Raw genomic sequence first — 22,999 nt, 5'->3', positions numbered from 1 at the left:
GTAAAGCTGAGGCGCCCGTTTGCGGAAGTCTTCTGGCTGAATAGGGCGGCGCTTTATTTCAGCACTTCGCCTTCATAGACGCCCCAAAGCTTTTTCTGCTCGATATAGCCCTGATACTTATCGATATTCACTAAGCACCAGCGGCTGTCGCAGCTCACCAGGTTGGCAATCACCCCGGCTTCAATCATGGCGACGGCAGCGGAGCGCTCGCTATCGTTTCGGTGCAGCGCAATCTTGGGTGCCTTCTGTCCTTGCTTGATTTCCCACGGCAGCACCAGGGCGGTGCGGCGCCCGGACAGAAACGATTGCAGCACCCAGCCCGCTGAACCGTCGGCGTCGCGCACCTGGCGCCAACTTTCGAACTCGCGGACGACTTCTAGCGGCAAGCCAGCGCGGCGATAAACCCATGCGGTTGGGTAGTCCGTTCCCGGACCCTGCCGCATGTTGACCCGATCGGATTTCAGGCTGACGAAACGGGGCAATGGCAGGCCGCTGCCAGTTGAAAGGCTGGACCCTGCTGGCTGGGCCAGGGCGCCTGCTGCGGTCACGGCTAGCACACCGACCCCGGCCGCCGCCAAAAACAAGCAAACTCGCCATAGCGCAAAAAACGCCCGCATGCCTATTCCTTGCCTCTTTGGTGACAGCTTTTCCGCCTAGATCGCCCGGCACCGATATGAAACTGTGAAGGCAATGTGATGCGATTGCAGTAGAAAGAAAATCCCGCACTTTGTCATCGCAATGGCGTTCTGTTAGACCTGCCTGAGCAGGGGGCCATTCGGAGCTGGTTCCTAGCGTGCTTTCCCTGAACAATTCCCTGAATATTCAAGAGACAACAGCGATCCCCCAATGCCGAACAGCGCCCGAAAACCCATCGTCATTGTAACGCGCAAGCTACCGGATGTCGTCGAGACCCGCATGCGTGAGCTGTTCGATGCACGGCTCAACGTTGACGATCAGCCGATGAGCCAAGGCCAGATCACCGAGGCGCTCAAAATCGCCGATGTTCTGGTGCCGACTGTCACGGATCGGATAGACCGCGCGGTTATCTCGCAGGCCGGGCCGCAGTTGCGCCTGATCGCGAACTTCGGCACCGGCGTCGACAACATCGATCTCGACACCGCCCGCAACCGGGGCATCACCGTCACCAACACGCCAGGCGTGCTGACGGAAGATACCGCCGACATGACGATGGCGTTGATCTTGGCGGTGCCGCGTCGGCTGGCCGAGGGTGCGGCCTACCTCAAGGAGCACCACGCCGGTTGGACGGGCTGGTCGCCGACCTGGATGCTGGGCCACCGTATCTATGGCAAGCGTCTTGGCATCATCGGAATGGGCCGCATCGGTCAGGCCGTGGCGCGCCGCGCGAAGGCGTTCGGACTGCAGATCCATTATCACAATCGGCGCCGCGTTTCGCAGGATGTCGAGCGCGAGCTTGAGGCAACCTACTGGGAAAGCCTCGATCAGATGCTGACCCGCGTTGATATCGTTTCGGTCAACTGCCCGCATACGCCCGGCACCTACCACCTGCTGTCGGCGCGGCGGCTGCGTCTGTTGAAGCCGTCGGCTTATGTCGTTAACACCTCGCGCGGCGAAGTGATCGACGAGAACGAGCTGGCCCGGCTGATCGAAGCAGGCGCGATTGCAGGCGCGGGTTTGGACGTGTTCGAGAACGAACCGGCCGTCAATCCGAAGATCCTCAACTCGGATCGCGTCGTGGCGCTGCCGCATATGAGTTCGGCGACCGTTGAGGGTCGCATCGACATGGGCGAGAAGGTCATCATCAACATCAAGACCTTCCTTGATGGCCACGCGCCGCCGGACCGTGTGCATCCGGCCATGTTCTGAGCCACAGTTTCGGTTGAGATTATTTGGGGCGCTCCCGTGAGGGGCGCCCTTATTGCATCCGAGATCACATCAACTGCGCACGCGAGTTGTCGACGAGCGCTTGGCGCCATCTTGCAGGGCGGGTCTGCGGGCAGGGTAGCGGCATCGCATCGAGAGCCGCTGGCCGTTTTCGAGTGATCGCAAAACGCGCTGCGTTGGTGGCGTGACGCGCACCGTGCCGAGTTTCAGGGCGCCTTGGCGGTTGCTGAATCCAGCCGCCCATCGCCGCAAACAGTTGTCCGAAGCTGACAGGAACCGCGCGCGCGACGGTTTTTATTGCAGCGGTCGAGGGCCACACGTTCGGCTTCGCGCGGGGTCAAGCCGCCGCCGGAGTAGGTGACCTTGCGCTGCTTGGAAACGCGCCCGGACGCAATTGCGGCACACACTTCGCCACGGAAGCTGACGGCCTCGCAATTGCCGCGCCCCATGTCCGCGCATTCGGCACGCACTTTTTCTTCCGCTTCCAGTCGCGATCCGATCTTCCAAACTGCGAAAAAGGAGCCGTCGGGCGTAAACGCAATGGCGCCGTACTCGAGCGTGTCGTCGGAGGGCGCGGGAGCTACAGACATCTGCTGTTGCTCAGGCTGCGCGTGCGCCTCGCGATACTCGGGCAAGAGGAGAAGCAGGGCTGCGATAAGGGCAATATACACGGTACGCAATGTCCAAATGTGGAACATGAAAGCGGTATCCTGTCATGCCGCGCATGTCGAGTTGCGATTCGCCGCCGCTGCATGAATTGATAGATCGGTTATCGAAGGGTTGACGCCGCTGATGGCATTTTCCGGATCCCAGCCCACCGAAACGCTTTCGAAGCGTGCGGCAAGTGCATCATAGATTAGCAGCCGACCGGCGAGCGTGGTGCCCAATCCGAGGATTTCCTTAAGTACCTCTGTTGCCTGCAAAGTACCGATGACACCGACAACGGCGCCCAACACTCCTACGTCGGAGCAGTTCGGGCCTTCGTTCGCTGGCGGCGGCTCCGGAAACAGGCAGCGGTAGCTTGGGAAAGGTGTGTCGTCAGGGCCGCTCAGGTGTGGCTTGAAGGTCGACACGTATCCGTCGAACGGACCAACAGCGCCAAAAACGAGGGTGCGTTTGGCCAGATAGCAGGCATCTGACACAAGGTAACGTGTTGCGGCATTGTCAGACCCATCGGCGACAATGTCGTAGCGGGAGATGATGTCCAGCGCGTTGGTAGCATCGAGCCGCATGTTCAGCGGTTCAACTGTAATGTGCGGATTGATGGCCGCCATCGCTGCCGCTGCGCTGTTTACCTTGGGAGCGCCGACGCTGGCGGTGGTGTGGGCGATCTGGCGCTGCAGGTTATCGAGCGAGACGTGATCGTCATCGATAATGCCAATTGTGCCGACGCCCGCCGCGGCAAGGCAAAGCGCTAGCGGCGAGCCGAGGCCGCCTGCTCCGACCAGCAGAACACGGGCGCGCTTTCCAGCGCCTCGCTGTCCCTGGCCGCCAACTTCCTTGAGGACCAGATGTCTTTTGTATCGCTCGATCTCCGTTGCGGAGAGTGAAACGGAAGTCATGTTTTCTGTGCCGTGCCGTTTGAGTGCCAAGCCGAAGCACCATGGTGATGCTTCATGGCCGTTCGGTGCGCGTCTGATTTCACTGACGGGCAGCTTAGCCAAATTGGCCGCTTGCGCCACCGATGCCGACTAACAGCGGCACCGTGCAATAAACATGGTTATGGCGCGGGCGTTTTACGAACGTCGAAAAAGCGATGCTGCTGAAAATAAAAGAGCCCCGGATGCGGGTGCATCCGGGGCAAGTTTGGGTAGCTAGGGGAAAAGCGCTAGGGAAAGCCTGGGTAGAACTACTGTTTGCCGATAGTGATGGTGTCGTAGATGCCGCCGTCAGCGAAATGCTTCTTCTGCACCGCCTCCCAGCCGCCCAGCAGTTCCTCAACCGAGAAGGTTTCGATCGGCGGGAACTTGGCGGCGTTTGCCTTCAGAACACTCGGCATCGCGGGGCCGCAGATCGTGCTTGGCGATGATTTCCTGCCCAGCTGGCGAGTACAGGAAGTCGATGTAGGCCTTGGCCAGTTCGCGACTGCTGCGGCGATCGACAACCGAGTTCACGATTGCAACCGGAGGCTCGGCGATGATGCTAGCCTTGGGATAGACAACTTCAAATTTGTCGGCACCGATCTCACGGCCGATCAGCGCAGCCTCATTTTCAAATGTAACGAGCACGTCGCCCTTGTCGCGCTGGGTGAATGTCGTCGTTGCGCCACGTCCACCACCATCGAGAAACCGGCGCGCTGGCGAACAGTTTGGCGACGAAATCCTGCGCGCGCCTCTTCGCTGCCTGTCTTGCACCGAGCATCGCCCCATGCGGCGAGATATGTGAGCGGCCATTGCCCGATGTCTTCGGGTTGGGCAAGATCACTTCGATGCCGGGCTTGGCTAGATCATCCCAATCCTTGATCTGCTTGGGACTGCCCTTGCGAACCAGAAAACCGAGGTTGTCGCGAGGGCGAAGCGTTGTTAGCAAATCCCGGCGCGCCAGTCGGCATCGACAACGCCAGCCTTGGCCAGAATGTCGATATCGGGCGCCTGATTGAAGGTTACGACATCGGCCTCAAGGCCGTTGGCAACCGGCGTGAGCTGCCTGCTTGGTCGATCTCGCCGTGGGACTGGTTGACGGGCAACGTCTTTGCCGGGCGGCTTTTCTCCGCCGCGATGAATGCCGCGGCTGATGTCTTTGTAGAGCTCGCGCGAAACATCGTAGGAGGCGTTGAGCAGGGTTTTCTGGTCATCTGCGAAGACAGCACCCGCGCCTGCAATCAGCGCAACAGCAGCAATAACGGCGGTTCTGACAGGCTTGACGCGGTGGTCAGCCAAGATGGTTCGTGCAAGCATTTATCCCTCCAGCCCGATCTCGGATTGCTAGCTAGCCGAACGCAGGCGAAGGGCGGAACGAAGAAAAATAGCTGTGCTTATGACGGCGCCGGATGATGCGCCGAGGTTGAACGGTGAGGTTTCATTCTCCGGTCATCGACAGGCGAAATTCCAGAACCGCTGGCATGCTGGCAAGGGTTCGCACTAGGCGCTGGGGCGCATCAGCGTCCTCCGAATAGATCAACATGCGATATTCGAACATCGTTCCCGATGCGATCAGCCGATAGCTGATCTTGGAAATGGTAAAGCCGTGATGATCGAGCAAGCCCCGCAGCTCAGATTCGGGCAGGATGGAATCGCGCGCAAAGCGGATGACATTGTAGGCCGAGGTGCGCGTCGTCAGCCAGCCTTCGACGTATCGGAAGACTGCCAGTACGATCAGTGTCGCGATGGTGGCGAGCACCGCCGGGAAATAAAACCCGATGCCGAACATGATGCCGATGGCGGCGGTGATCCAGATCGAAGCCGCCGTCGTCAGTCCGCGAACGGTGAAGCGCTCCTTGAAGATCACGCCGGCGCCCAGAAAGCCGATGCCGGTCGCGATGCCCTGCGCAACGCGTGTCGGATCAGCGCGAACGGTTTCACGCGCGATCGTTTCCAGCCACTCGTCCTGATACAGCGTAATGAGCATCAGCAAGGCCGATGCAAGGCACACGAGCGCGTGCGTGCGGAAGCCCGCAGGGCGTCCGTGAATGGAGCGCTCCAAGCCAATCAGGCTGCCGGCGAGCAGGGCCGAGCCAAGATGCAGCATTATTTCCGGGTAGTGATCGGGCATGTCGCGCCCCGTACGGTGACAATCGATAGGTGCGACGCGCATGGAGATACGCCCGCACAGAACGCAATGCGTTTGCGGGGAAAACGCCAATGGGCGATGAAAGTTCAATTGGGGGATTAGTGGCGCGCGGTGCTCCGTCGCCGTGATCTGTCAAGCGGTGCGTGTGCAGTGGTTATGTTGAGGAAGGAACGGCGGGCGCATGCGTATCGCCCGCCGTTCGATGTTTTAGCGCCGGGCGCGGCTGGCCTGAAGGCGCTGCAGCACCGCGATCAACGCATCGACGTCGTCAGTGGTGTTGTAAAGCGCCAGCGAGGGACGCACGGTAGCTTCCAGTCCGAAGCGGCGCAGGATCGGCTGCGCGCAGTGGTGGCCAGCGCGCACAGCGATGCCCTCCTGCGCCAGCGCCTTGCCGACTTCTTCAACACGCCACCCATCCAGAACGAACGATGCGACGCCGGCCTTTTCCGTTGCGGTGCCGATGATGCGCAGCCCCGGAACGGTCAGCAGCCCGCGCGTCAGATACTCCAGCAGTTCGTGCTCATAAGCAGCGATGTTCGACATGCCGATGCGCGACAGATAATCGATCGCGGCGCCGAGGCCGACAGCGTCCGCAATGTTGCCGGTTCCAGCTTCAAAGCGCGCAGGAGCGCCATGGAACGTTGTCTTTTCGAACGTGACATCGCTGATCATGTTGCCGCCGCCCTGCCATGGCGGCATCGCCTCCAGTATGCTGGGACGACCGTAAACAGCGCCGATGCCGGTGGGTGCAAACATCTTGTGTCCCGAGAACACGAAGAAGTCCGCGTCCAGCGCCTGCACATCGATGGGCATGTGCGAGACCGACTGCGCACCGTCAACGATGGCAATGGCGCCGTGGCGATGGGCGATGGCGACCATGTCGGCAACGGGCGTCACCGTGCCCAGTGCATTCGATACCTGACTGAACGAAGCAACGCGCGTACGCGGCGTGAAGAGCTTTTCAAACTCCGCCAGGATGACCTGCCCGCTATCATCAACCGGCGCGACCTTGAGGATCGCTCCTTTCGCGGCGGCAAGTTGCTGCCATGGAACAATGTTGGCGTGGTGCTCGAGATGCGAGATGACTATCTCATCACCCTCGCTGACATTCCGTCCGCCCCACGCCTTGGCGATCAGATTGATGCCCTCGGTTGTGCCGCGGACAAAGATGATGCTGTCCGGCGATGGCGCGTTGATAAAGGTGCGCACCTTGGCGCGCGCATCTTCATAGGCATCGGTTGAGCGAGCAGCCAGCGTGTGCGCCGCGCGATGGATGTTGGAATTTTCGTGCGCGTAATAATAAGCCAGCCGGTCGATAACGCTCTGGGGCTTCTGCGTCGTCGCGCCGTTATCAAGCCAGACAAGCGGCTTGCCGTTGACCTGCTCGCGCAGGATCGGGAAGTCCCGGCGGATGGCCCGCGGATCGAATGGGCGCACGCCCGATATGGCCTGTGGTGATCCCGCAACGGCAGACTGATGCTGGTAGCCGAGTGCGTTCAGATCCAGCGCGCTGACATCAAGCGGAGAAGCGCTGTAAGCGTATGCGAACGGTGTGCCTGATGCGGGTGTAGACGCAGACTTTGCAGCAGGCGTTGCGCCATTGCCCGACTTCGGGGCGGGATCGAATGGCGCTGCCGTCGAGCGGTCAAGGAATGCAAAGCTGTTGTCGGGGGATGCAGCGCCATAAGCCGGTCCCGTCAGCGTGTCGTTGCCATATGAAAGATCGCCGTCATCAAATTCGGGCACGAGCGCGAGCGTGCCGCCAAGAGAAAGCGGCACGGCTGCGTAGTCGAGCTCGTTGGTCGCGGGCCGCGATGGTGCGGGAGCACCTGACGTTGGCCGTGCGGGCGCCGCTGCACCTGTGCCTGGTGTGTTCTGCGGTGATCGCGAAAATGACGGCAGCTCAAGCGTATCCAGGCCCGGGCCTGTTGGGCTGCCGCTGGCAAGCGCCGGTGCGGATTGAAGCTGCTGCGGATTACGCAACGCGGGCTCGGCGGCAAACACATGTGCTGATGGCTGCGCTGCTCCCGACTCCGGAATAGGCAGCGCTGGCCGCCCGGGGTTCTGGTTCGGCGTCAGCGGCGGATGCAGCGTTGGCGTGCCGGGAACGGAGTTATAGGCAGGCTCCGATGCAAACACGTGCGCCGATGGCAGCGCCGCGCCTGGTCCCGGATAGGGACTTGCTGGCGGCGTTGCATACAACGCGTTAGCCAGACGGGCAATCGCCGCCACGTCTGGCACGGCGGTGGGCGGTGCAGATTGCACCGCGTCACCTGCGACGGATGGCGTCGCGTTTTCTGCCGTATCGGCCACGGCGCTCACTTCACTTCGCTGCGGGGTAGTCATGGTACTTGCCCACCTCAACATCATCCAGAACGCCCAATGCATCTTCCGTGTGAACGGCAAGCGAGCAGTAGAGCGAGATCAGGTATGATGCGATTGCGCGCCGATCGATGCCCATGAAGCGGACCGAAAGGCTGGGAGCAACTTCGCCGGGAACGCCGGGCTGGAACAGGCCGACGACGCCCTGCTTCTTCTCACCGGTGCGCAGCAGCAGGAATTTGGACTTTCCTTCCGGCGTCAGCGGAACCTTATCCGACGGTACGAGCGGGATGCCGCGCCAGGTGAGGAATGGTGAGCCGAACAGATTGACGGTGGGCGGCGGTACGCCACGGCGGGTGCATTCGCGACCGAAGGCGGCGATGCCACGCGGATGCGCCAGGAAGAAAGACGGCTCTTTCCAGACCTTCGCGATAAGCTCGTCGAGATCGTCAGGCGTCGGAGCGCCGCTGCGCGCAGTAATACGCATTGACGGCGCGGTGTTGGCGAGCAGACCATATTCCTTGTTGTTGATCAGCTCGCTTTCCTGCCGCTCCTTCACCTTCTCGATCAGCAGGCGCAACTGCTCCTGAATCTGATCGAATGGATGGCTGTAAAGGTCGGATACGCGGGTTTGAACGTCGAGCACCGTGGTGACCGCATTCAGAAAATATTCGCGCGGCTGTTCTTCATAGTCGACGAATGTCTCTGGCAGGTCCGGGTCGCTGTCCCGTGGCGGACTGCACTGCACGTCCAGGGTGGAGCTTGCAGTTGCGCCGCGCGTTTCCTTCACCTTGTTGAGGCGGTAGATGCCGGCTTCGACCGGTGTCCAGGGCAGGAAGGGAATGAGCCAGCGCGGCGTAATTCCACCCCATTGCGCCCGCGTCTTGGTGGCGTTGGCTAATTGCCTTGCCGCCCCTTCTGCCAGTGTTCCGCGACCCGCGCCTTCCTCAGCCATGGAGAAACCTTTCTTGCACACGTTGGCTCGCACGCTGCCCTGCGGGCAGCGCGGCATATGCGGGCCTTTTGTTTTTGGTCCGCATTTGGATGTATGAAGTTTTGCGACTTAGCGTCTGAAGGCGGGTTTATATTCTAATATTGGGGCTCGCAATAGAAATAAGCATTCCCAAAATAGATTTGGTTCATTATCACGGAGTTTCGTTCGTTTAATCGAAATTCTATTTTTCAAAGGCTGTTATATTGTCGTTTTGTGTGGGGTTGTTCGTTTTCCTGAATGTAGTGTTGCCAGCAAAAAGGCGACCCCTTTTCGGAGCCGCCTTTTTTGAAGAGTAGCGCTGTTCAGACGATCGATCAGGCGGGCTTTGTCGGATCAAGGAACAGATCACTGGTGTAATACCGTTCGGCTGACGAAGGCGCGACGGTGACGATCGTCTTGCCGGCGAACTCGGGGCGTTCGGCGATCGACAGAGCAGCTGCCACATTGGCGCCCGTCGAAATGCCACCCGGAATACCCTCAACCTTCGCCACCAGGCGCGAAACCTCGAACGCCTGCTCACTCGATACGGTAACGATCTCGTCGATCAGACCGGTGTCGAGAATGGACGGAATGAAGCCTGCGCCGATGCCCTGAATCTTGTGCGGGCCGCGTGGCTGGCCGGAAAGAACCGGGCTGGTCGATGGTTCAACCGCGATGATCTTGAGGCCCGGCTTGCGTGGCTTCAGCGCGCGGCCGACGCCGGTAAGCGTGCCGCCAGTGCCGACGCCAAGCACGATCGCATCGACATTGCCGTTGGTGTCGTTCCAGATCTCTTCCGCAGTCGTCTTTTCGTGAACCAGCGGATTTGCCGGATTGTCGAACTGCCCGGGAATGATGGCGCCAGGGATGGTCTTGGCAAGCTCGGCAGCGCGTTCGACCGCTGCAGGCATGCCGCCAGCTCCCGGTGTCAGCTCAAGTTCGGCGCCAAGGTGCGAAAGGATCTTGCGGCGCTCAAGCGACATCGTCTCGGGCATCACGAGGATCAGTCGATAGCCGCGAGCCGCAGCAACGAACGCAAGGCCGATGCCTGTGTTGCCTGACGTCGGTTCGATCAACACGGTGCGACCGGGCGTGATGCGGCCTTCCGCTTCGAGCGCATCAATCATCGCCACGCCGATACGATCTTTCACGGACGAAAGCGGATTGAAGAATTCAAGCTTGAGCAGAATGTCCGCTTTCACCTTTGCGGCGTTCGCTATCTTGGATAGCCGCACGAGCGGCGTGTGGCCGATCGTTTCTGCGATTGAATCATAAACGCGCCCGCGTCCCCACGATTGCGTTGCAGCCAGTGTTTTGAACTCGGTGGTGTTGGTCATCGAGGAGCCTTCTGATTGAGCAGTATCGGCTGATCCGCAGGGTGCACGGATCAAATGCCTCAGCTTCATCTTCTCACGTTGAGTGATTGGCTCGGGCTGTCAAGTCGCGCATCCGATCACCGATTGCGGGTACGGGCTTTGCTTGAACCTGATTTTTTTGGCGCCGCAGCGAGAGGAGGGATAGCTTTCTTTTTATCGCGTGATTTGCGTAATGTTGCTTTTTGTTTTGCGATTGTCTTTCCGGTGGAGCCAAAACCACCATCGCCGCGCGCCGTATTTGAAATGGTTTTAACTTCGACCAGCGTCGCCTGCAGAACAGCTGCGATGACCATCTGCGCAATGCGATCGCCGCGCCGTATTTCGAACGGTGCCTGGCCAAGGTTGGCGAGAATGACGCCAACCTCACCGCGATAGTCGCTATCTACAGTGCCGGGGCTATTGAGAACCGTGACGCCGTTTTTAAGCGCCAACCCTGAGCGCGGGCGCACCTGCGCCTCGTAACCCAGCGGCAGCTCTATCGTCAGGCCAGTCGGCACCAAGGCACGCGCGCCCGGAGCCAGCGTCACAGGATGGGCGACATCGATGGCCGCGAGCAAATCCATGCCCGCTGCGCCGGAGGTTTGATACGCAGGCAGAGGCAGGCCTTTGCCATGTTCAAGTTGAACCACGCGCACATTCACCTTCGCCGCCCGTCTTGCAGCCAACGATTTCTTTCGCGTCGATTGCGCCGGTGTCGCTGCTGGAGTGGTTGCTCTCGTCAATTTGTCGGGCGCGGATACGCGTGCCGGCTTTGTGGTGCGGACGGCAGTCTTGCGCACGGCGGCAGCTTTGGATGCAGGCTTGTGCTTCGATGTCATTCCGCTACCGACGCCTTTGAATTGAAATGCTCTGCGATGTGCGCCATCAGCCGCGCGGCCACCTCGTCCTTGCTCAGTGTTGGCCAATCCTCGACGCTGTGTGCAGTAACAAGATGGACGGTATTGCCGTCACCGCCGAACACGCCGCGAGCAGGCGATACATCGTTGGCGACGATCCAGTCCGCCCCCTTGGTCTGACGTTTGCGCGTGGCTTCCGCAACAACGTTTTCCGTCTCGGCTGCAAAGCCGATGACCAGGGCCGGACGCCCTTCGGTGCGATTGCCAACACCTGCAAGGATGTCCGGATTTTCGGTGAGTTCGAGTTGAGGTTTGCCGCCGGATGACTTTTTGATCTTGGCGTCCTTTGGCGCGGCATTGCGCCAGTCAGCAACCGCAGCGGCGAAGATCGCGACATCGGCGGGCAGCGCGGAAGCAACGGCTTGCGCCATTTCCTGCGCCGTTTCGATATGCACCACATTGATGCCGGCGGGATCGGCCAGTGCAACAGGGCCGGTCACAAGCGTGACGTTAGCGCCAAGCGCGGCTGCGGCGCGTGCGATCGCGTGTCCCTGTTTGCCGGAGGAGCGATTGGCGATGTAGCGCACGGGGTCGATCGGTTCGTGCGTCGGGCCGCTGGTTACGAGCACATGCTTGCCAGCAAGCGGAGCGCCGAGCGCGCCTGGTGCGTTGTCGGCGTTCAGCAGGCGCGACGCTGCAGCAATGATCTCGGGCACCTCGGCGAGACGTCCAGACCCCGCTTCATTGCTCTCGGCCATCTCGCCAACATTGGGGCCGATAAAATGGATACCGTCATTGAGCAGCTGCGTGACGTTGCGTCGGGTCGCGGCGTGCATCCACATGCGCGGGTTCATGGCCGGTGCCACCAGCACGGGCTTGTCCGTGGCCATCAGAACAGTAGAGGCAAGATCGTCGGCATGACCGCCAGCCATCTTGGCCAGCAGATCGGCGGTAGCAGGCGCGACGATGATGAGGTCGGCCTCGCGCGACAGGCGGATGTGGCCGATCTCCTGTTCGGCGTTGAGATCGAACAGGCTGGTAAGCACCGGGCCATTGCTGAGCGCGCCAACGGAAAGCGGCGTGATGAATTCGGTGGCGGCTTTAGTCATCACCGCGCGCACACTGGCGCCCTCATCACGCAGACGGCGGATGAGTTCGAGGCATTTGTAAGCGGCAATGCCGCCGCCGATTATCAGTAGTATTCGCCGCTGTTTCACGTGGGACGCTCACCTTTGGGAAGGCGTTAAGGCTAACACGCTGCCGGCGGAAAATGGGTTAAGGGGCAGGCAGCGCGGCAGAGGTAATGCCTCATTAGCATGCGGAACGGTGAACCGCGATTGCTGGGCTGGAACATGCCGAAGGATGAGGGCGTTAGGGCCGCGGCCTGCAGTATTTTTTTGATGCCGCTCGGGATGAATTAGGCCAACCTTGCCGAACTGCTGCACGGAAAATATCGGCCCCCGGCGGTATTGCGATCGTGGGGCTGGTATGGCCTCAAGATTTTTGATGGGCCGGGGCTAGCGATGGTCCGCTCAGTGCCCAACATACGCTGGGGCTCAACATAAGCGTGGCCGTGTGTGGATCGATCCGGTGCGAATGGGGAGAGACTATGGTGCGCGTCAGTCGTGCTGCTGCGATGCTGCTGGCAAGCTTTGCCGTCGCGGTGACCGTGTCTGTAGCGGCCCCAGCGGGAGTAGCCGCTTCTAACGCGAAGGTTGACTGCCACAGCGAGGATAATGAGCGCCGCATTCAGGGCTGCTCGATCCTTATCGAAACGCCCGGCTTGCCCAGCGATGAGCTCAGCCTCGCCTATGCGATGCGTGCGCTGGCGTATTCGCTCGTCGGACATTTCGACAAAGGCCTGCAGGATTATGATGCGGCGCTTGCGATAACGCCGGATTTTCCGCTGGCGCTGAATAATCGCGCTTGGTCCTACTACAAGCTGGACCGGGCAGCGGAGGGTGTCGCTGATGTTGAGCGGGCGCTGAAGCTGGCGCCAGACAGCCCGTCCGCGCTCGATACTCGGGCGCACATTCGCCAGTCCCTCGGCCAGAGCGAGGCCGCCTACGAAGACTACAATCTCGCGATGCGGCTGGGCGGCAAGAGCATGGTAAAGATGTATCAGTGCGGGCTGAAGGCCCACGGGCTGTACTTCGGCGCGGTGGACGGTGAGCGGTCTGAAACGCTCCAAAAGGCCCTGCGTGCCTGCTCCGGCATGCGCCAATGTGATCCCCTGCCAGCCGACGCCGAGTGCCTGCCCGAGGTTTCCTGAGCCGGTTGACAAAGGCTCGAAATGTTCGCTGTACAAGCTCCTGCTTTACATCAGCGATTCATCCCCAACCCATGGCTTGACGCAGGTCGTTTGGTCGCACATGGTGCGGCCGCTGGCGAATCCTCGGACCATTCTGTCAGTCCTGAAAAAATAAAAGGTCCAAGTCTAGGGAGCTATCCCGAGGGGCGGGGGGATGCGGATACGTATCGCCCCGCCTTTTGCGTTTTTGCAGCCATCGATTGCGGGGCGATGCTGGGTGGGCCGCCGCAAATCGAGATTTCCATCCGCTGCTATAGACACGCGCCACGACGCTGTCGCAAACGGTGTTGAAGTTGCCACTAGCGGTGCGCGCACCGCGCGTTGTGCGGGGGATCGTGGTGCAGGACAAGCCGGTTTCCGAAAGCGATGCGCCCGGCAATGTCGGAGCGGTTGAATGCGTGCAGGGGCAATCAACTCCGGCGGAAAATTCCGCACGCGCCGCGCGCCTGCCGCTATTTGCGCTGTGTATGTGGGCAGCGCTCGCATTTCTGGTGCCCAGCTTTGTGCAAGCGCTGAATCTGGTCGACGTGCTGGCGTTTCCGCTGGGCTATTTCATGGCGGCGCAAGGCATCCTGCTTGGTCTCCTGCTCGTGGCGTGGGGATCGGCTCGCTGGCAAAATCGCCGTGCCACTAGACCATGATCGCTTCGGATCCTATCAGTTCGAAGCGTGAATCATCGGTCTTGAGAAACTTCTATGATCGCTTCGGATCCTATCAGTCCGAGGCGTGAAGCATCGGTCCCATCGAAGAGCTAGAGCCGCATCGCGATGCAAAGAAAAGCGATCGTGCACTAAGATACGGAGGCGCGCGCTGAGATGGTGTCTGGCCCGGTCGAAAAGCAAGCCGCTGTGTCTGGCCGCTGCGGCCTGCTTTTCGCGATCTTGCTGCTTGTCGCCATTGCAGGCGCTTCCGCGTGGAAGTGGGCCACCGGCTCGGGGCTGTTTCCGTCGGAGAGCGAGAGTGGCTATTGGGCGCTGGGCCTCGTGCTTGTTGCCCTGCTCGCCTGGTATGCCCGCTCGGCTTCAACCGCTGCGGTCGCTCCGTCCAATGCCGCTGCTGGGATGGCGATTGGCGCCACGGTAGTTTCTGGTGCGTTCTTTCTCGGTCTCACCGGCGCGGTGTTCGTGTCTGGTCACGACGGGCTCGCCTACTGCATCGGCCTGGCGGCGGGCATCCTTCTGTTGCAGCTCGTTATTGCGCCACGCTTCTCGCAGTCAGGGGCGACATCGCTGCCTGATCTGTTTGCCCGCAGGCTGCCGGGCCGCGGCGTGCAGATCGCCCTTACGCTCGCAACGGCGGTGGCCATGGTCGCGCTGCTGGCCGCCCAATTGATGGCGGCGGGTCTGGTTGGCTCGCGTCTGCTGGGGCTGGCGTATCTTCCAGCCACCGCGATCGCGGCGGTCTTCGTGCTGCTTTGCTTTATCGTCCGTGGCGCTGTTGGACAGCGCTGGTGCGACGGCGCGCTACTGGCGCTGATGATCTTTGCGCTGCTGGTGCCGCTGGTCGTCCTGTCGATGGTATGGTTCGGGCTTCCGGTGCCGCAGATCGCATATGCCAACGTGCTTTGGCAGGTGCAGGGCCTTGAGGAGATGCTGCTCGAGAGCGACCTTGCCGACCCTGCTTTTCTGCGGCCGATGATGTCGCCGTTTGTGGCGCTGACACCGACAAACTTTCTCGGGCTTGTGCTCGGGGTGGCGCTCGGCGTTGCGGTTCTGCCGGTGCTGTTCGGGTTGCTTCCGGCAAAGGACGCTTCTGGCACGCGGGCGCGATCCTCGGCGCTGTGGGCGTTAGCGTTCGCCGTACTGCTGCTGACCCTCATTCCCGCCGCAGCAGCGTTCGCCAGGTTTGCGCTGACCAACCTGATCGCCGAACGCACGCCTCTGGCTGATTTGCCGGACTGGATTTTCACTTATGGGCGCCTCGATCTGCTGCACATCTGCGGGCGGGCGGCAACCGATGCCGCAACCGTAGCCGCAGCATGTTCCGAGCTGCCGGATTTCACCGGCTCGCTCAGCTTGCAGGATGTGGTGATCGATGCCGATGCGGTGCTGCTTGCACTGCCGGAGATGACCGGCTTTGCGCCCGGCGCTCTTGGTGTGTTGGGCATGGTTGCCATGGCGGCCGCGCTTGTAAGCGCCAACGCCGCCCTGCGCGCAATCACGCGCGCATTTGTCGATGGCGCGGATGATGGCAGGGACGATGCAGGCGGCCCAGCCGCAGGTCAGCGGGCGCTGTCGCTGCTGGTTGCAATGGCTGCACTTGCGTTGGCGTTCGCGGTGGCGTCGGCCCGATCCGCAGCGGTTATCGAAGTTGCCGCCTGGGCTCTGGTGATGCTGGCGGCTGCGGTTTTTGTGCCGCTGCTGGCGCTGCTCTGGTGGCGGCGCACGACTGCATCAGGCGCAATCGCCGCCATCGTCGTCGGGCTGGCGGTTTCGGGTGGCTATCTCGTCGCCAACCAGCATTTTCCTGCGTACTTCTACGAGATGAGCGATGGCCTGTTGCGCGGTGGCGTGACAGCGGAGCGGGATGAGTATTTCGCTGAGCTGAAAGAGGCGTGGCAGGACGCAGAGCCGGGCGAAGCCAAAGACGTGGCGTGGGCAGAGCTGAACGCCCACGCGCGATCCGTCGTCGGGATATGGGGCATCAACAACCTTGGCTCGGCATTGCTTGCTGTGCCGGCGTCGCTGCTGGCATTGATTGTGGTGTCGCTGCTCACAGCGCCTTTCCGCCGCCGCGAAACAGCAGAAGTATAGCCGCTCACCGTGCTAAGCTCGGCCATGGTCTACGACATTGCGATTGCGGGTGGCGGTATCAACGGCGCGGGCATTGCAGCCGACGCAGCCGGCCGCGGTCTGTCGGTGCTGCTGGTCGAGAAAGACGATCTGGCCAGCGCAACATCATCGGCAAGCTCAAAACTGATCCACGGCGGCTTGCGCTATCTGGAACACTATGAGTTTCGGCTGGTGCGCGAGGCGCTGCAGGAGCGCGAGGTGCTGCTGGCGAACGCCGGACACATCGTCTGGCCGCAGCGGTTCGTGCTGCCCCGGGTGCAAGGTGGCAGGTCCGGACTGATGCTGCGCGCTGGGCTGTTCCTGTATGACAATCTGGGCGCGCGCCAGCGCATCCCGGGATCGGCGTCGCTTGATCTGCGGCATGACGCGGCCGGCCATCCGTTGCGCAAGGACATTGAACGCGGCTTTGCCTGTTGGGATTGCCGGATGGACGATGCGCGCCTTGTGGTTTTCAACGCGATGGCCGCTCAGCAGCGCGGTGCTGTTATCGCGACGCGCACCGCGCTGCAGTCGGCCCGCGCAGAGAACGGCATCTGGCGGCTTGATCTCAAAGGTTCCGGCGCTGTGCAGGAGGCTTCGGCGCGTGTTCTGGTCAACGCGGCAGGGCCGTGGGTCGATGGCGTCGACGGTTTAGTGCATGCAGCGGGTGAGACATCGCATCCCAAGATGAATGCGTTGCGTCTGGTAAAGGGCAGCCACATCGTCGTGCCGCGCATTCCGGGCGCCGACGACGCGTATCTGTTTCAGAACAGCGACGGGCGTGTTGTTTTCACTATTCCGTACGAGGAGCGCTTCACGCTGATCGGCACAACGGATGTCGACTACAGCGGCGATCCGCGCACCGTCGTCATCAGCGACGCAGAGATCGATTATTTGCTGGAACTGGTGCGGCGCTATTTTTCACGGCCGCCTGAACGCAGCGATATTGTCTGGAGTTTTGCGGGCGTGCGACCGCTATATGGCGAACATGCTGGCGGCAGCGCTTCCGCTGTTACGCGCGACTATCACCTTGAGGTCAGTCAGTCTCGCGGCGCGCCTTTGCTTACGGTGCTCGGCGGCAAGCTGACCACGTATCGCCGGCTGGCAGAAGCGGCGATGGATATGCTGGGCCCGCACTTTCCGGGAATGGGTCCGAAATGGACGGCTTCCACGCCATTGCCCGGCGGCGCGCTCGGCGCAGATGGTCTTGCGGGTTTTGTGCTGGACCTTGGCCGCCGGTATCCCGGTTTTGATGCAGCGTTTCTTGGCCGTCTGGCGCGGCGCTATGGCAGTCTGACGGATACTGTTCTCGCCGGGGCAAAGGACAAGGCCGATCTTGGCGCCGATTTCGGTGCGGGTCTGACTGAGCGCGAAGTTGTCTATCTGCGCGATCACGAATGGGCTCAAACGCCCGAGGATGTGCTCTGGCGGCGTACCAAGTGCGGGCTGCACATGAACGATGTGGACCGTACGGCAGCGGCGGATGCGATTGCGCGCATCCTGTGATGTGTTGTGATGTGACGTGTTGGTTGGTGATGGCGCTGTTGCTGCAAGTACCGCTGTAACGCATGGGCCGAATGTTAGCCGGGCGGGATCGCTTGCGTTGCCGGTGCTTTTGTATCGCTCTCGCCTGAGCCCTGCGGCTGTGCGGGCGATGGCGAAGCGGGCGTGACATGTGCTTCCACCACCGGCGTGGACCAGGGGCCTTTCACCGTCACGATGTTGGTTGGCGCAGGCGCGCGCGTTTCCACCGATCCTGTAACGGCGGTGGCCTGCGATGCATCTTGCACGGGTGCATCACTGACGGCGAATTTGAGAGCGACGGTGCCGTTCAGAACATCGATTGCGCCTTCGGTGTTCAGCGCCCTCGGGCCGGAAACCGCATTGGCCGATTGCGTGCGAATTACGCCGCCGGAAACGGTGAAGCGTGCATCGAGCCTGTCGACCGCGATCGCACGTGCGTAGATTTCCTTCCAGGCGTCGTCCGGCAGCGGGTTATCAGCCGTGGTGGCGGTCAGCCTGTTGACGTCAATACCAACGCGACCACCTTCGATCAGCACGACGTTGAACTTGCCATCCAGCGAGTGCAGCAACGCTTCGCCGGTGTTGCCGCTGGTCGTGATGTCAGCATCGAGAATGCCACGCCCTTGAATTGAGGGGTGTCCAAAGATCGCCAGCAGCGGGCGCCCGAGATCGACGGTGTCGAACTTTGCCTGCACCGCGTATCGCGGATTAGCTCCTTCAAGGTCGATCCGCACCTGTCCGCTGGCGCGTGTGCCGTCGGCGAATTCCAGCTCGGCGATGTCAGCGAGGACTTTGCTGTCACGCACCGAAAGCGTTACGGCGCTGCGCCCGATGGTCAGCGATGCCAGAGACTGTGCAAGGCTGTCGGCTGAGATGCGCAAATCGGCGTCGACATCCGGGATGTGCGGGAAATCCAGATTGTCGGCGCTGCGCAGTGCCTCCAGCAGGCTTTCATCGCTGGTGAATGGCTTGATGTCCTTGAAATAAGGATTGAGGTCGAGCGTCTTGAAACCCAACGTGCCTTCAACAAGCGGTTGCGCTGTTGTGAAGTTGAGGCCGAGCGTACCTACGGCGCTGTTGCCGTCGAGGTCGATGCTGGCATTTTGAAACGCAATGTTGCGGCCGGACCATTCCATCTGGCCTTTGGCGCGGAACGGACCAAAGCCGTTGCCTTCATTCCATTCGATGCCGAGCCAGCTTGTCAGCGCACGCAGGTTGGTAACCTGCACGGCAGTTTGCGGGGCGGTCAATCTGGGGTTTTCGCCCAGGAGCAGATTGCCTTCCACCGACGCGGTGATCGGTGCGGAATTGATGGCTGCGCGCAGCGGCCTTGAAATGCCCTGCGCGTCAAGCGCTGCACCCAAGGTGGTATCAAACTCTAACCGTTCGCCACGCAGGTCGAAGCTGCCCTTGGCATGGATGGTGCCGTTGGCATCGCGCGATACGATAGCGGTGAAATCCTTGAGGTCGATCTGCGGGCTGTTTTCCATCCGGATCTGGATGACGCTCTTGCGTACGACCAGCCCGTCAAACTGCATGCCCTGCAGCGCCTGCACAAGTGGCGCGACGACGTCTCCTGCATTGTCTGTTGTGTGATGCTGCTGAAGGGTCGGGCTGCGCGGAACGAAATCGACAGTGAACGTCGCGTATTCCAGCGTGAGCTGCGGGCCGCTGCCGGTTAGCAGCATCGCAATGACCTGACCGCCGCGTGCAAGTCCGGTGCGCGTAGGCGGAATGGACAACGTGCCTTCAGCGACATCGATAACCGGCGCCGACAGAAGGCGCACAGGCGCGCTCAGGCTGTAGGTATTCGGCGACGCGGCCAAAACGGCTCCGCTCTGCAGCGTGATGCGATGGTAGCGATCAATGGCGATCAGTGGAGCAGCAATCAGTACGATGAGGAGCGAGAACAGCGCGATGATCCGCGTATAGCCTCGCATCCTTTGCGTCGGGCGCTCCATGTACTTTTGCCGCCTCAGCACGCGTCAACCACCGTGAACAAGGGAAAATACGACGAAGGCTCCAGCTTTGGGCTGTGAACCTCGATACCTAAGCGGGTGCCAACAGTCTTAAAGAAGCGACCTGAGGCGTGCAAGACGCCATGGACGATATAGTGCGACCGGCACCGCTATTTGCTTAATTCCAGAGGCGTCTTTCTATACCCGCAATGCTGCTAAGGCGAGCAGTGCCGCCTCGCTTCCCACGCTTTTCAACCTTGTGCGTGAAGAATGTGGATGAGTTATAAAACACTTGGTTTTGCTGTTGCATCGTAGCTGGCACTTGGCTCCGCATGGTTGCGTGCGGATGTTCGCTCGTGCACCTTGCGCCTGAATTTTGCGCAATTGATTGAACGGGAGCATGCCGGTGAGGCAGCCATTTGTTATGGGCGGCGTGGCTGTTCTGCCGGGTGAGCGGCGGCTCGTGGATCTGCCGCTTTCGAAGCTTTCTAATCATGCGCCTGTCACATTGCCGGTGCAGGTTCTGCACGGCGCGCAGCCTGGCCCCACGGTATTTGTATCGGCTGCCATACACGGCGATGAGCTCAACGGTGTTGAGATCATTCGTCGGCTTTTACGCACGCTTGATCCGCGCAGCATCAACGGAACGCTGCTTTGCGTGCCGGTGGTGAACGTGTTCGGGTTTATCAGCCGGTCGCGCTATCTGCCGGATCGGCGTGATCTCAATCGCTCGTTTCCTGGCTCTGCGAACGGCTCGTTAGCCGCACGGCTGGCGCATCTGTTTCTCACCGAAATTGTCAAGCGTTCGCAGGTGGGCATTGATCTGCACACGGCATCCAGCCATCGCGTCAACCTGCCCCAGATCCGCTGCGTGTTTCGCAAGCGTCCACGGGTGTTGGAGCTTGCGCACGCGTTCGGTGCCGAAGTGATGGTGGAAAGTCCGGAGCGTCCCGGATCGCTGCGTGAAGCCGCACGCGCTGTTGGCGTCGACGTGCTGACCTATGAGGGTGGCGAGGGCTTGCGCTTTGATGAGTTCGCTATCCGCGCAGGGGTCGAAGGGATCACCGGCGTGATGCAGCAGATGGAAATGCTGCATGCGTCCGATGAGGCTGAAGCATGCGCGTCTACAGCGCGGCATGTGCCGGTGCACATCAATACATCGAGCTGGCTACGCGCGCCGGAGGGTGGTGTTTTCCGCACCACAAAGCGCATCGGTGACGGGGTTAGTCTGGGTGAACTCGTGGGCCACGTTGCAAATCCCTACGAAGATGCTGCGGTTGAAGTGCGCTCATCCCATCGTGGCATCATCATTGGCCGAACCACGTTGCCCATCGTCAACATGGGCGATGCGCTGATGAACATAGGTTGGTCAGAGGATGTTGGAGAGCGTGCCTCGCCGGAGCGTTTGGCCGAGCCGATCTGGATTGAAGATGAAGATCTGCAGGACTGATTTACGATCGTCCTGCGGCTGCAATCTTCGCGCGGCTTCACTGCAGCCGATAGCGCCTCAACGGCTTGAGCCAGCGCGACCGCCAGCAATCGCCTCATGCAGCAACAGCACCGGAATGAGCCCCACAAGCACGATCGTGAGTGAGCCGACCGAAGCCAGCTCCAATTGCTCCAGCGAAGCAAGATTATAGACGTGCGTCGCCAGCGTTTCGAAATTGAACGGCCGCAGCAGCAGCGTTGCGGGCAGTTCTTTCATGCCGTCGACGAACACCAGCAACGCAGCGGCGCCAATGGGCGGAATGAGCAGCGGCAGGTGGATGCGCCAGAGCACGGAGAACGAGTTCTGGCCCAGCGTGCGCGCCGCCGCATCGAGGTTGGTGGAGATGCGTCCCAGCCCGGCATCGATCGGGGCGAGTCCGACCGCCAGAAAGCGAATGACATAGGCCAGCGTCAGCGCGAACAGCGAGCCCGACAGCAGCAGGCCGGTTGAGACGCCGAACGTCGCGCGCATGAAATCATCGACACGGTTATCGAACGCCGCCAGCGGTATCAGCAGTCCAATAGCTAGCACCGTACCGGGAATGGCATAACCGAGCGCTGCGACGCGTCCGGCTGTACGCACGAAACCGCTGCCGACGATACGCGTGGCGTAAGCCAGAGTCAGTGCAACGATGACAGCAATCGCAGCAGCCATCGCGGATAAAAACAGGCTGTTGAGAGCAGCGTCCAGAAACCCGCTCGAAATGGCTTCTGAGGTGTGTTTGATGGCGTCGGGCGCGATCACCGCCACCGGCACGACGAAGCCCAGCACGAACGGAATTGCGGTGAACAGCGCCGCGCACCAGCCTTTGGCTCCGGTGAGTTCGTGGAACGGAATGGCGCGGTAACGGCCGGTGGTGTTGTGGCTGCGTGCGCCGCGACGGCTGGCGCGTTCGATGGCGAACAGCATCACGACCAGCATCAGCATCACGGTGGCAAGCTGCGCCGCGCCGCCAATGTTGGAGCGGTGCAGCCATGTTGCGTAGATGGTGGCGGACAGCGAGTCGATGCCAAGATACTGCACCGCGCCGAGGTCGTTTAGGCATTCCATGATGACGAGTGCAACGCCCGCAGCGATGGCAGGTCGGGCAATCGGCAGGGCGACGGAAAAGAACGTGGCGATTGGTGAGCGCCCGAGTGTGCGGGCAACTTCGAGCACGCATACCGATTGCTGCGCAAAGCTGGAGCGCGCGGTGAGATAGACATAGGGATACAGCACCGACGCCATCACCAGCACGCCACCGCCAAGCGAGCGGATTTGCGGAAACCAGTAATCGTGCACGGTGGCGAAGCCAAATGTCGTGCGCAGGTATGTCTGCACCGGACCGGCATAATCGAGCAGCTCAGCGTAACAGTAGGCCGCGATGTAGGTGGGCACGGCGAGTGGCAGCACCAGCAGTCGGTCCAGCATCTCGCGGCCGGGAAAGCGGTACATCGTTATCAGCCATGCAGCGCCTGTTCCGGCGATCAAGCATGCGGTGGCCACGCCTCCGGCAAGTACTGCCGTGCTCATCAGCGAGTGTGGCAGCACCGTTGAAACCAGATGCGGCCAGATGTTCTCGGTGGGTGTCAGCGCCAGCACGATGATGGTGACGATGGGCAGGCTGATCAGGGCCAGAATGAGCGCGGTGATGAGCGTCCACGCTGGCGCAGCGGTGCGGGTACCACGCCTGTTTCGCACGGCCGAAAGCCACGCGCCCATCGCACCGCTAAGCGGCGACAGGCGCTGCACCGAAATTGCCGGATCTGTTGGCTGAGAATTGTGCGCGCTCATTGCCAGCACCATAGGCCGGATTGCGTGATTTGTCCGGGGCCGGTCGGAAGCAGCTGCATCGATCTCATTAAAGG

General features: G+C 61.1%; 19 protein-coding genes and 2 pseudogenes. 7 read left to right on the top strand and 14 right to left on the bottom strand.

Going from position 1 to position 22,999, the window contains the following annotated elements:
* Positions 1-53: 53 nt before the first annotated feature.
* Positions 54-548: an SH3 domain-containing protein gene (locus QEZ49_RS12720; protein WP_280387430.1), complete on the bottom strand. Its 495-nt coding sequence runs from the start codon at positions 546-548 to the stop codon at positions 54-56.
* Positions 549-846: 298 nt separating this feature from the next.
* Between QEZ49_RS12720 and QEZ49_RS12715 the strand changes: the two genes are divergently transcribed.
* On the top strand, positions 847-1,845 hold the full coding sequence (locus QEZ49_RS12715; protein WP_280387429.1) for a D-glycerate dehydrogenase: 999 nt from the start codon (positions 847-849) through the stop codon (positions 1,843-1,845).
* A 224-nt stretch (positions 1,846-2,069) separates the two neighbouring features.
* Here the strand turns inward: QEZ49_RS12715 and QEZ49_RS12710 are convergent, their stop codons facing one another.
* From QEZ49_RS12710 to QEZ49_RS17280, 5 genes and pseudogenes are all read right to left on the bottom strand, one after another.
* On the bottom strand, positions 2,070-2,561 hold the full coding sequence (locus QEZ49_RS12710) for a DUF4189 domain-containing protein (protein WP_280387427.1): 492 nt from the start codon (positions 2,559-2,561) through the stop codon (positions 2,070-2,072).
* Positions 2,562-2,576: 15 nt separating this feature from the next.
* Entirely contained in the window at positions 2,577-3,425 is an 849-nt protein-coding gene (gene moeB, locus QEZ49_RS12705) for a molybdopterin-synthase adenylyltransferase MoeB (RefSeq protein WP_280387425.1), read from the bottom strand.
* A 287-nt stretch (positions 3,426-3,712) separates the two neighbouring features.
* Positions 3,713-3,862, bottom strand: a complete 150-nt coding sequence (locus QEZ49_RS12700; RefSeq protein ID WP_280388592.1) for a hypothetical protein — start codon at positions 3,860-3,862, stop codon at positions 3,713-3,715.
* Positions 3,801-4,217 (bottom strand): substrate-binding domain-containing protein, encoded by a 417-nt coding sequence (locus QEZ49_RS12695; protein WP_348534814.1) that lies wholly within the window; start codon positions 4,215-4,217, stop codon positions 3,801-3,803. The genes QEZ49_RS12700 and QEZ49_RS12695 overlap by 62 nt, the downstream gene beginning before the upstream one ends.
* An 85-nt stretch (positions 4,218-4,302) precedes the next feature.
* Positions 4,303-4,392: pseudogene (locus QEZ49_RS17280) on the bottom strand (hypothetical protein); the annotation flags it as partial.
* Between QEZ49_RS17280 and QEZ49_RS12685 the strand changes: the two are divergent.
* Positions 4,383-4,856 carry a hypothetical protein gene (locus QEZ49_RS12685; protein ID WP_280387418.1) on the top strand — a complete coding sequence of 158 codons (474 nt, stop codon included), beginning with the start codon at positions 4,383-4,385 and terminating at the stop codon, positions 4,854-4,856. The pseudogene QEZ49_RS17280 and the gene QEZ49_RS12685 sit on opposite strands and share 10 nt — an antisense overlap.
* Before the next feature lie 25 nt (positions 4,857-4,881).
* Here QEZ49_RS12685 and QEZ49_RS12680 read toward each other — a convergent pair whose 3' ends face one another.
* From QEZ49_RS12680 to coaBC, 6 genes and pseudogenes are all read right to left on the bottom strand, one after another.
* Positions 4,882-5,616 (bottom strand): MgtC/SapB family protein, encoded by a 735-nt coding sequence (locus tag QEZ49_RS12680; protein WP_280387417.1) that lies wholly within the window; start codon positions 5,614-5,616, stop codon positions 4,882-4,884.
* Between the two features lie 183 nt (positions 5,617-5,799).
* On the bottom strand, positions 5,800-7,938 hold the full coding sequence (locus QEZ49_RS12675) for a family 2A encapsulin nanocompartment cargo protein cysteine desulfurase (RefSeq protein ID WP_280387415.1): 2,139 nt from the start codon (positions 7,936-7,938) through the stop codon (positions 5,800-5,802).
* Positions 7,916-8,869 (bottom strand): family 2A encapsulin nanocompartment shell protein, encoded by a 954-nt coding sequence (locus QEZ49_RS12670; RefSeq protein WP_280387413.1) that lies wholly within the window; start codon positions 8,867-8,869, stop codon positions 7,916-7,918. Before QEZ49_RS12670 ends, QEZ49_RS12675 begins: the two co-directional genes overlap by 23 nt.
* Before the next feature lie 353 nt (positions 8,870-9,222).
* On the bottom strand, positions 9,223-10,224 hold the full coding sequence (gene cysK, locus QEZ49_RS12665) for a cysteine synthase A (RefSeq protein WP_280387411.1): 1,002 nt from the start codon (positions 10,222-10,224) through the stop codon (positions 9,223-9,225).
* Between the two features lie 236 nt (positions 10,225-10,460).
* Positions 10,461-10,928 (bottom strand): annotated as a pseudogene (dut, locus tag QEZ49_RS12660) (dUTP diphosphatase); the annotation flags it as partial.
* Between the two features lie 149 nt (positions 10,929-11,077).
* Positions 11,078-12,316, bottom strand: coding sequence for a bifunctional phosphopantothenoylcysteine decarboxylase/phosphopantothenate--cysteine ligase CoaBC (gene coaBC / locus QEZ49_RS12655; RefSeq protein ID WP_280387409.1), 1,239 nt, complete (start codon positions 12,314-12,316; stop codon positions 11,078-11,080).
* A 392-nt stretch (positions 12,317-12,708) separates the two neighbouring features.
* On the opposite strand from coaBC, the gene QEZ49_RS12650 reads away from it, so the two are divergent.
* The 4 genes from QEZ49_RS12650 (at position 12,709) to glpD (ending at position 17,687) form a co-directional block, all read left to right on the top strand.
* A complete protein-coding gene (locus tag QEZ49_RS12650) occupies positions 12,709-13,371 on the top strand; it encodes a tetratricopeptide repeat protein (protein ID WP_280387406.1) in 663 nt (220 codons plus the stop codon).
* 326 nt (positions 13,372-13,697) lie between these two features.
* Positions 13,698-14,051: a sodium/substrate symporter small subunit gene (locus QEZ49_RS12645; protein WP_280387404.1), complete on the top strand. Its 354-nt coding sequence runs from the start codon at positions 13,698-13,700 to the stop codon at positions 14,049-14,051.
* A 207-nt stretch (positions 14,052-14,258) separates the two neighbouring features.
* The gene (locus QEZ49_RS12640) at positions 14,259-16,163 is read left to right on the top strand and encodes a hypothetical protein (RefSeq protein WP_280387403.1); all 1,905 of its coding nucleotides are present in this window, start codon (positions 14,259-14,261) and stop codon (positions 16,161-16,163) included.
* 24 nt (positions 16,164-16,187) lie between these two features.
* Complete coding sequence (glpD, locus tag QEZ49_RS12635) at positions 16,188-17,687, top strand: glycerol-3-phosphate dehydrogenase (protein WP_280387401.1); 1,500 nt, start codon at positions 16,188-16,190, stop codon at positions 17,685-17,687.
* A gap of 74 nt (positions 17,688-17,761) precedes the next feature.
* Here the strand turns inward: glpD and QEZ49_RS12630 are convergent, their stop codons facing one another.
* Entirely contained in the window at positions 17,762-19,645 is a 1,884-nt protein-coding gene (locus QEZ49_RS12630; protein WP_280387399.1) for an AsmA-like C-terminal region-containing protein, read from the bottom strand.
* A gap of 418 nt (positions 19,646-20,063) precedes the next feature.
* Here QEZ49_RS12630 and QEZ49_RS12625 point away from each other — a divergent pair, with 418 nt between their 5' ends.
* Entirely contained in the window at positions 20,064-21,113 is a 1,050-nt protein-coding gene (locus QEZ49_RS12625) for a succinylglutamate desuccinylase/aspartoacylase family protein (RefSeq protein ID WP_280387397.1), read from the top strand.
* A 57-nt stretch (positions 21,114-21,170) separates the two neighbouring features.
* On the opposite strand, the gene QEZ49_RS12620 is transcribed toward QEZ49_RS12625, so the two are convergent.
* A complete protein-coding gene (locus QEZ49_RS12620) occupies positions 21,171-22,925 on the bottom strand; it encodes an iron ABC transporter permease (RefSeq protein WP_280387395.1) in 1,755 nt (584 codons plus the stop codon).
* Between the last annotated feature and the right edge of the window lie 74 nt (positions 22,926-22,999).

Source organism: Hyphomicrobium sp. D-2, from assembly GCF_029872155.1.
Classification (GTDB): domain Bacteria; phylum Pseudomonadota; class Alphaproteobacteria; order Rhizobiales; family Hyphomicrobiaceae; genus Hyphomicrobium_A.
Note: the sequence above shows the minus strand (reverse complement) of the source record. Positions and strands in the feature narration are given on the sequence as shown.

Bases quoted from the DNA above. Each gene is read 5' to 3' on its own strand.
- QEZ49_RS12710 (WP_280387427.1), bottom strand. From the start codon at position 2,561: ATGTTCCACATTTGGACATTGCGTACCGTGTATATTGCCCTTATCGCA.
- glpD (WP_280387401.1), top strand. From the start codon at position 16,188: ATGGTCTACGACATTGCGATTGCGGGTGGCGGTATCAACGGCGCGGGC.
- cysK (WP_280387411.1), bottom strand. From the start codon at position 10,224: ATGACCAACACCACCGAGTTCAAAACACTGGCTGCAACGCAATCGTGG.
- QEZ49_RS12680 (WP_280387417.1), bottom strand. From the start codon at position 5,616: ATGCGCGTCGCACCTATCGATTGTCACCGTACGGGGCGCGACATGCCC.
- QEZ49_RS12715 (WP_280387429.1), top strand. From the start codon at position 847: ATGCCGAACAGCGCCCGAAAACCCATCGTCATTGTAACGCGCAAGCTA.
- QEZ49_RS12625 (WP_280387397.1), top strand. From the start codon at position 20,064: ATGCCGGTGAGGCAGCCATTTGTTATGGGCGGCGTGGCTGTTCTGCCG.
- moeB (WP_280387425.1), bottom strand. From the start codon at position 3,425: ATGACTTCCGTTTCACTCTCCGCAACGGAGATCGAGCGATACAAAAGA.
- QEZ49_RS12650 (WP_280387406.1), top strand. From the start codon at position 12,709: ATGGTGCGCGTCAGTCGTGCTGCTGCGATGCTGCTGGCAAGCTTTGCC.
- QEZ49_RS12670 (WP_280387413.1), bottom strand. From the start codon at position 8,869: ATGGCTGAGGAAGGCGCGGGTCGCGGAACACTGGCAGAAGGGGCGGCA.
- QEZ49_RS12630 (WP_280387399.1), bottom strand. From the start codon at position 19,645: ATGCGAGGCTATACGCGGATCATCGCGCTGTTCTCGCTCCTCATCGTA.
- QEZ49_RS12620 (WP_280387395.1), bottom strand. From the start codon at position 22,925: ATGAGCGCGCACAATTCTCAGCCAACAGATCCGGCAATTTCGGTGCAG.
- QEZ49_RS12675 (WP_280387415.1), bottom strand. From the start codon at position 7,938: ATGACTACCCCGCAGCGAAGTGAAGTGAGCGCCGTGGCCGATACGGCA.
- QEZ49_RS12700 (WP_280388592.1), bottom strand. From the start codon at position 3,862: ATGCCGAGTGTTCTGAAGGCAAACGCCGCCAAGTTCCCGCCGATCGAA.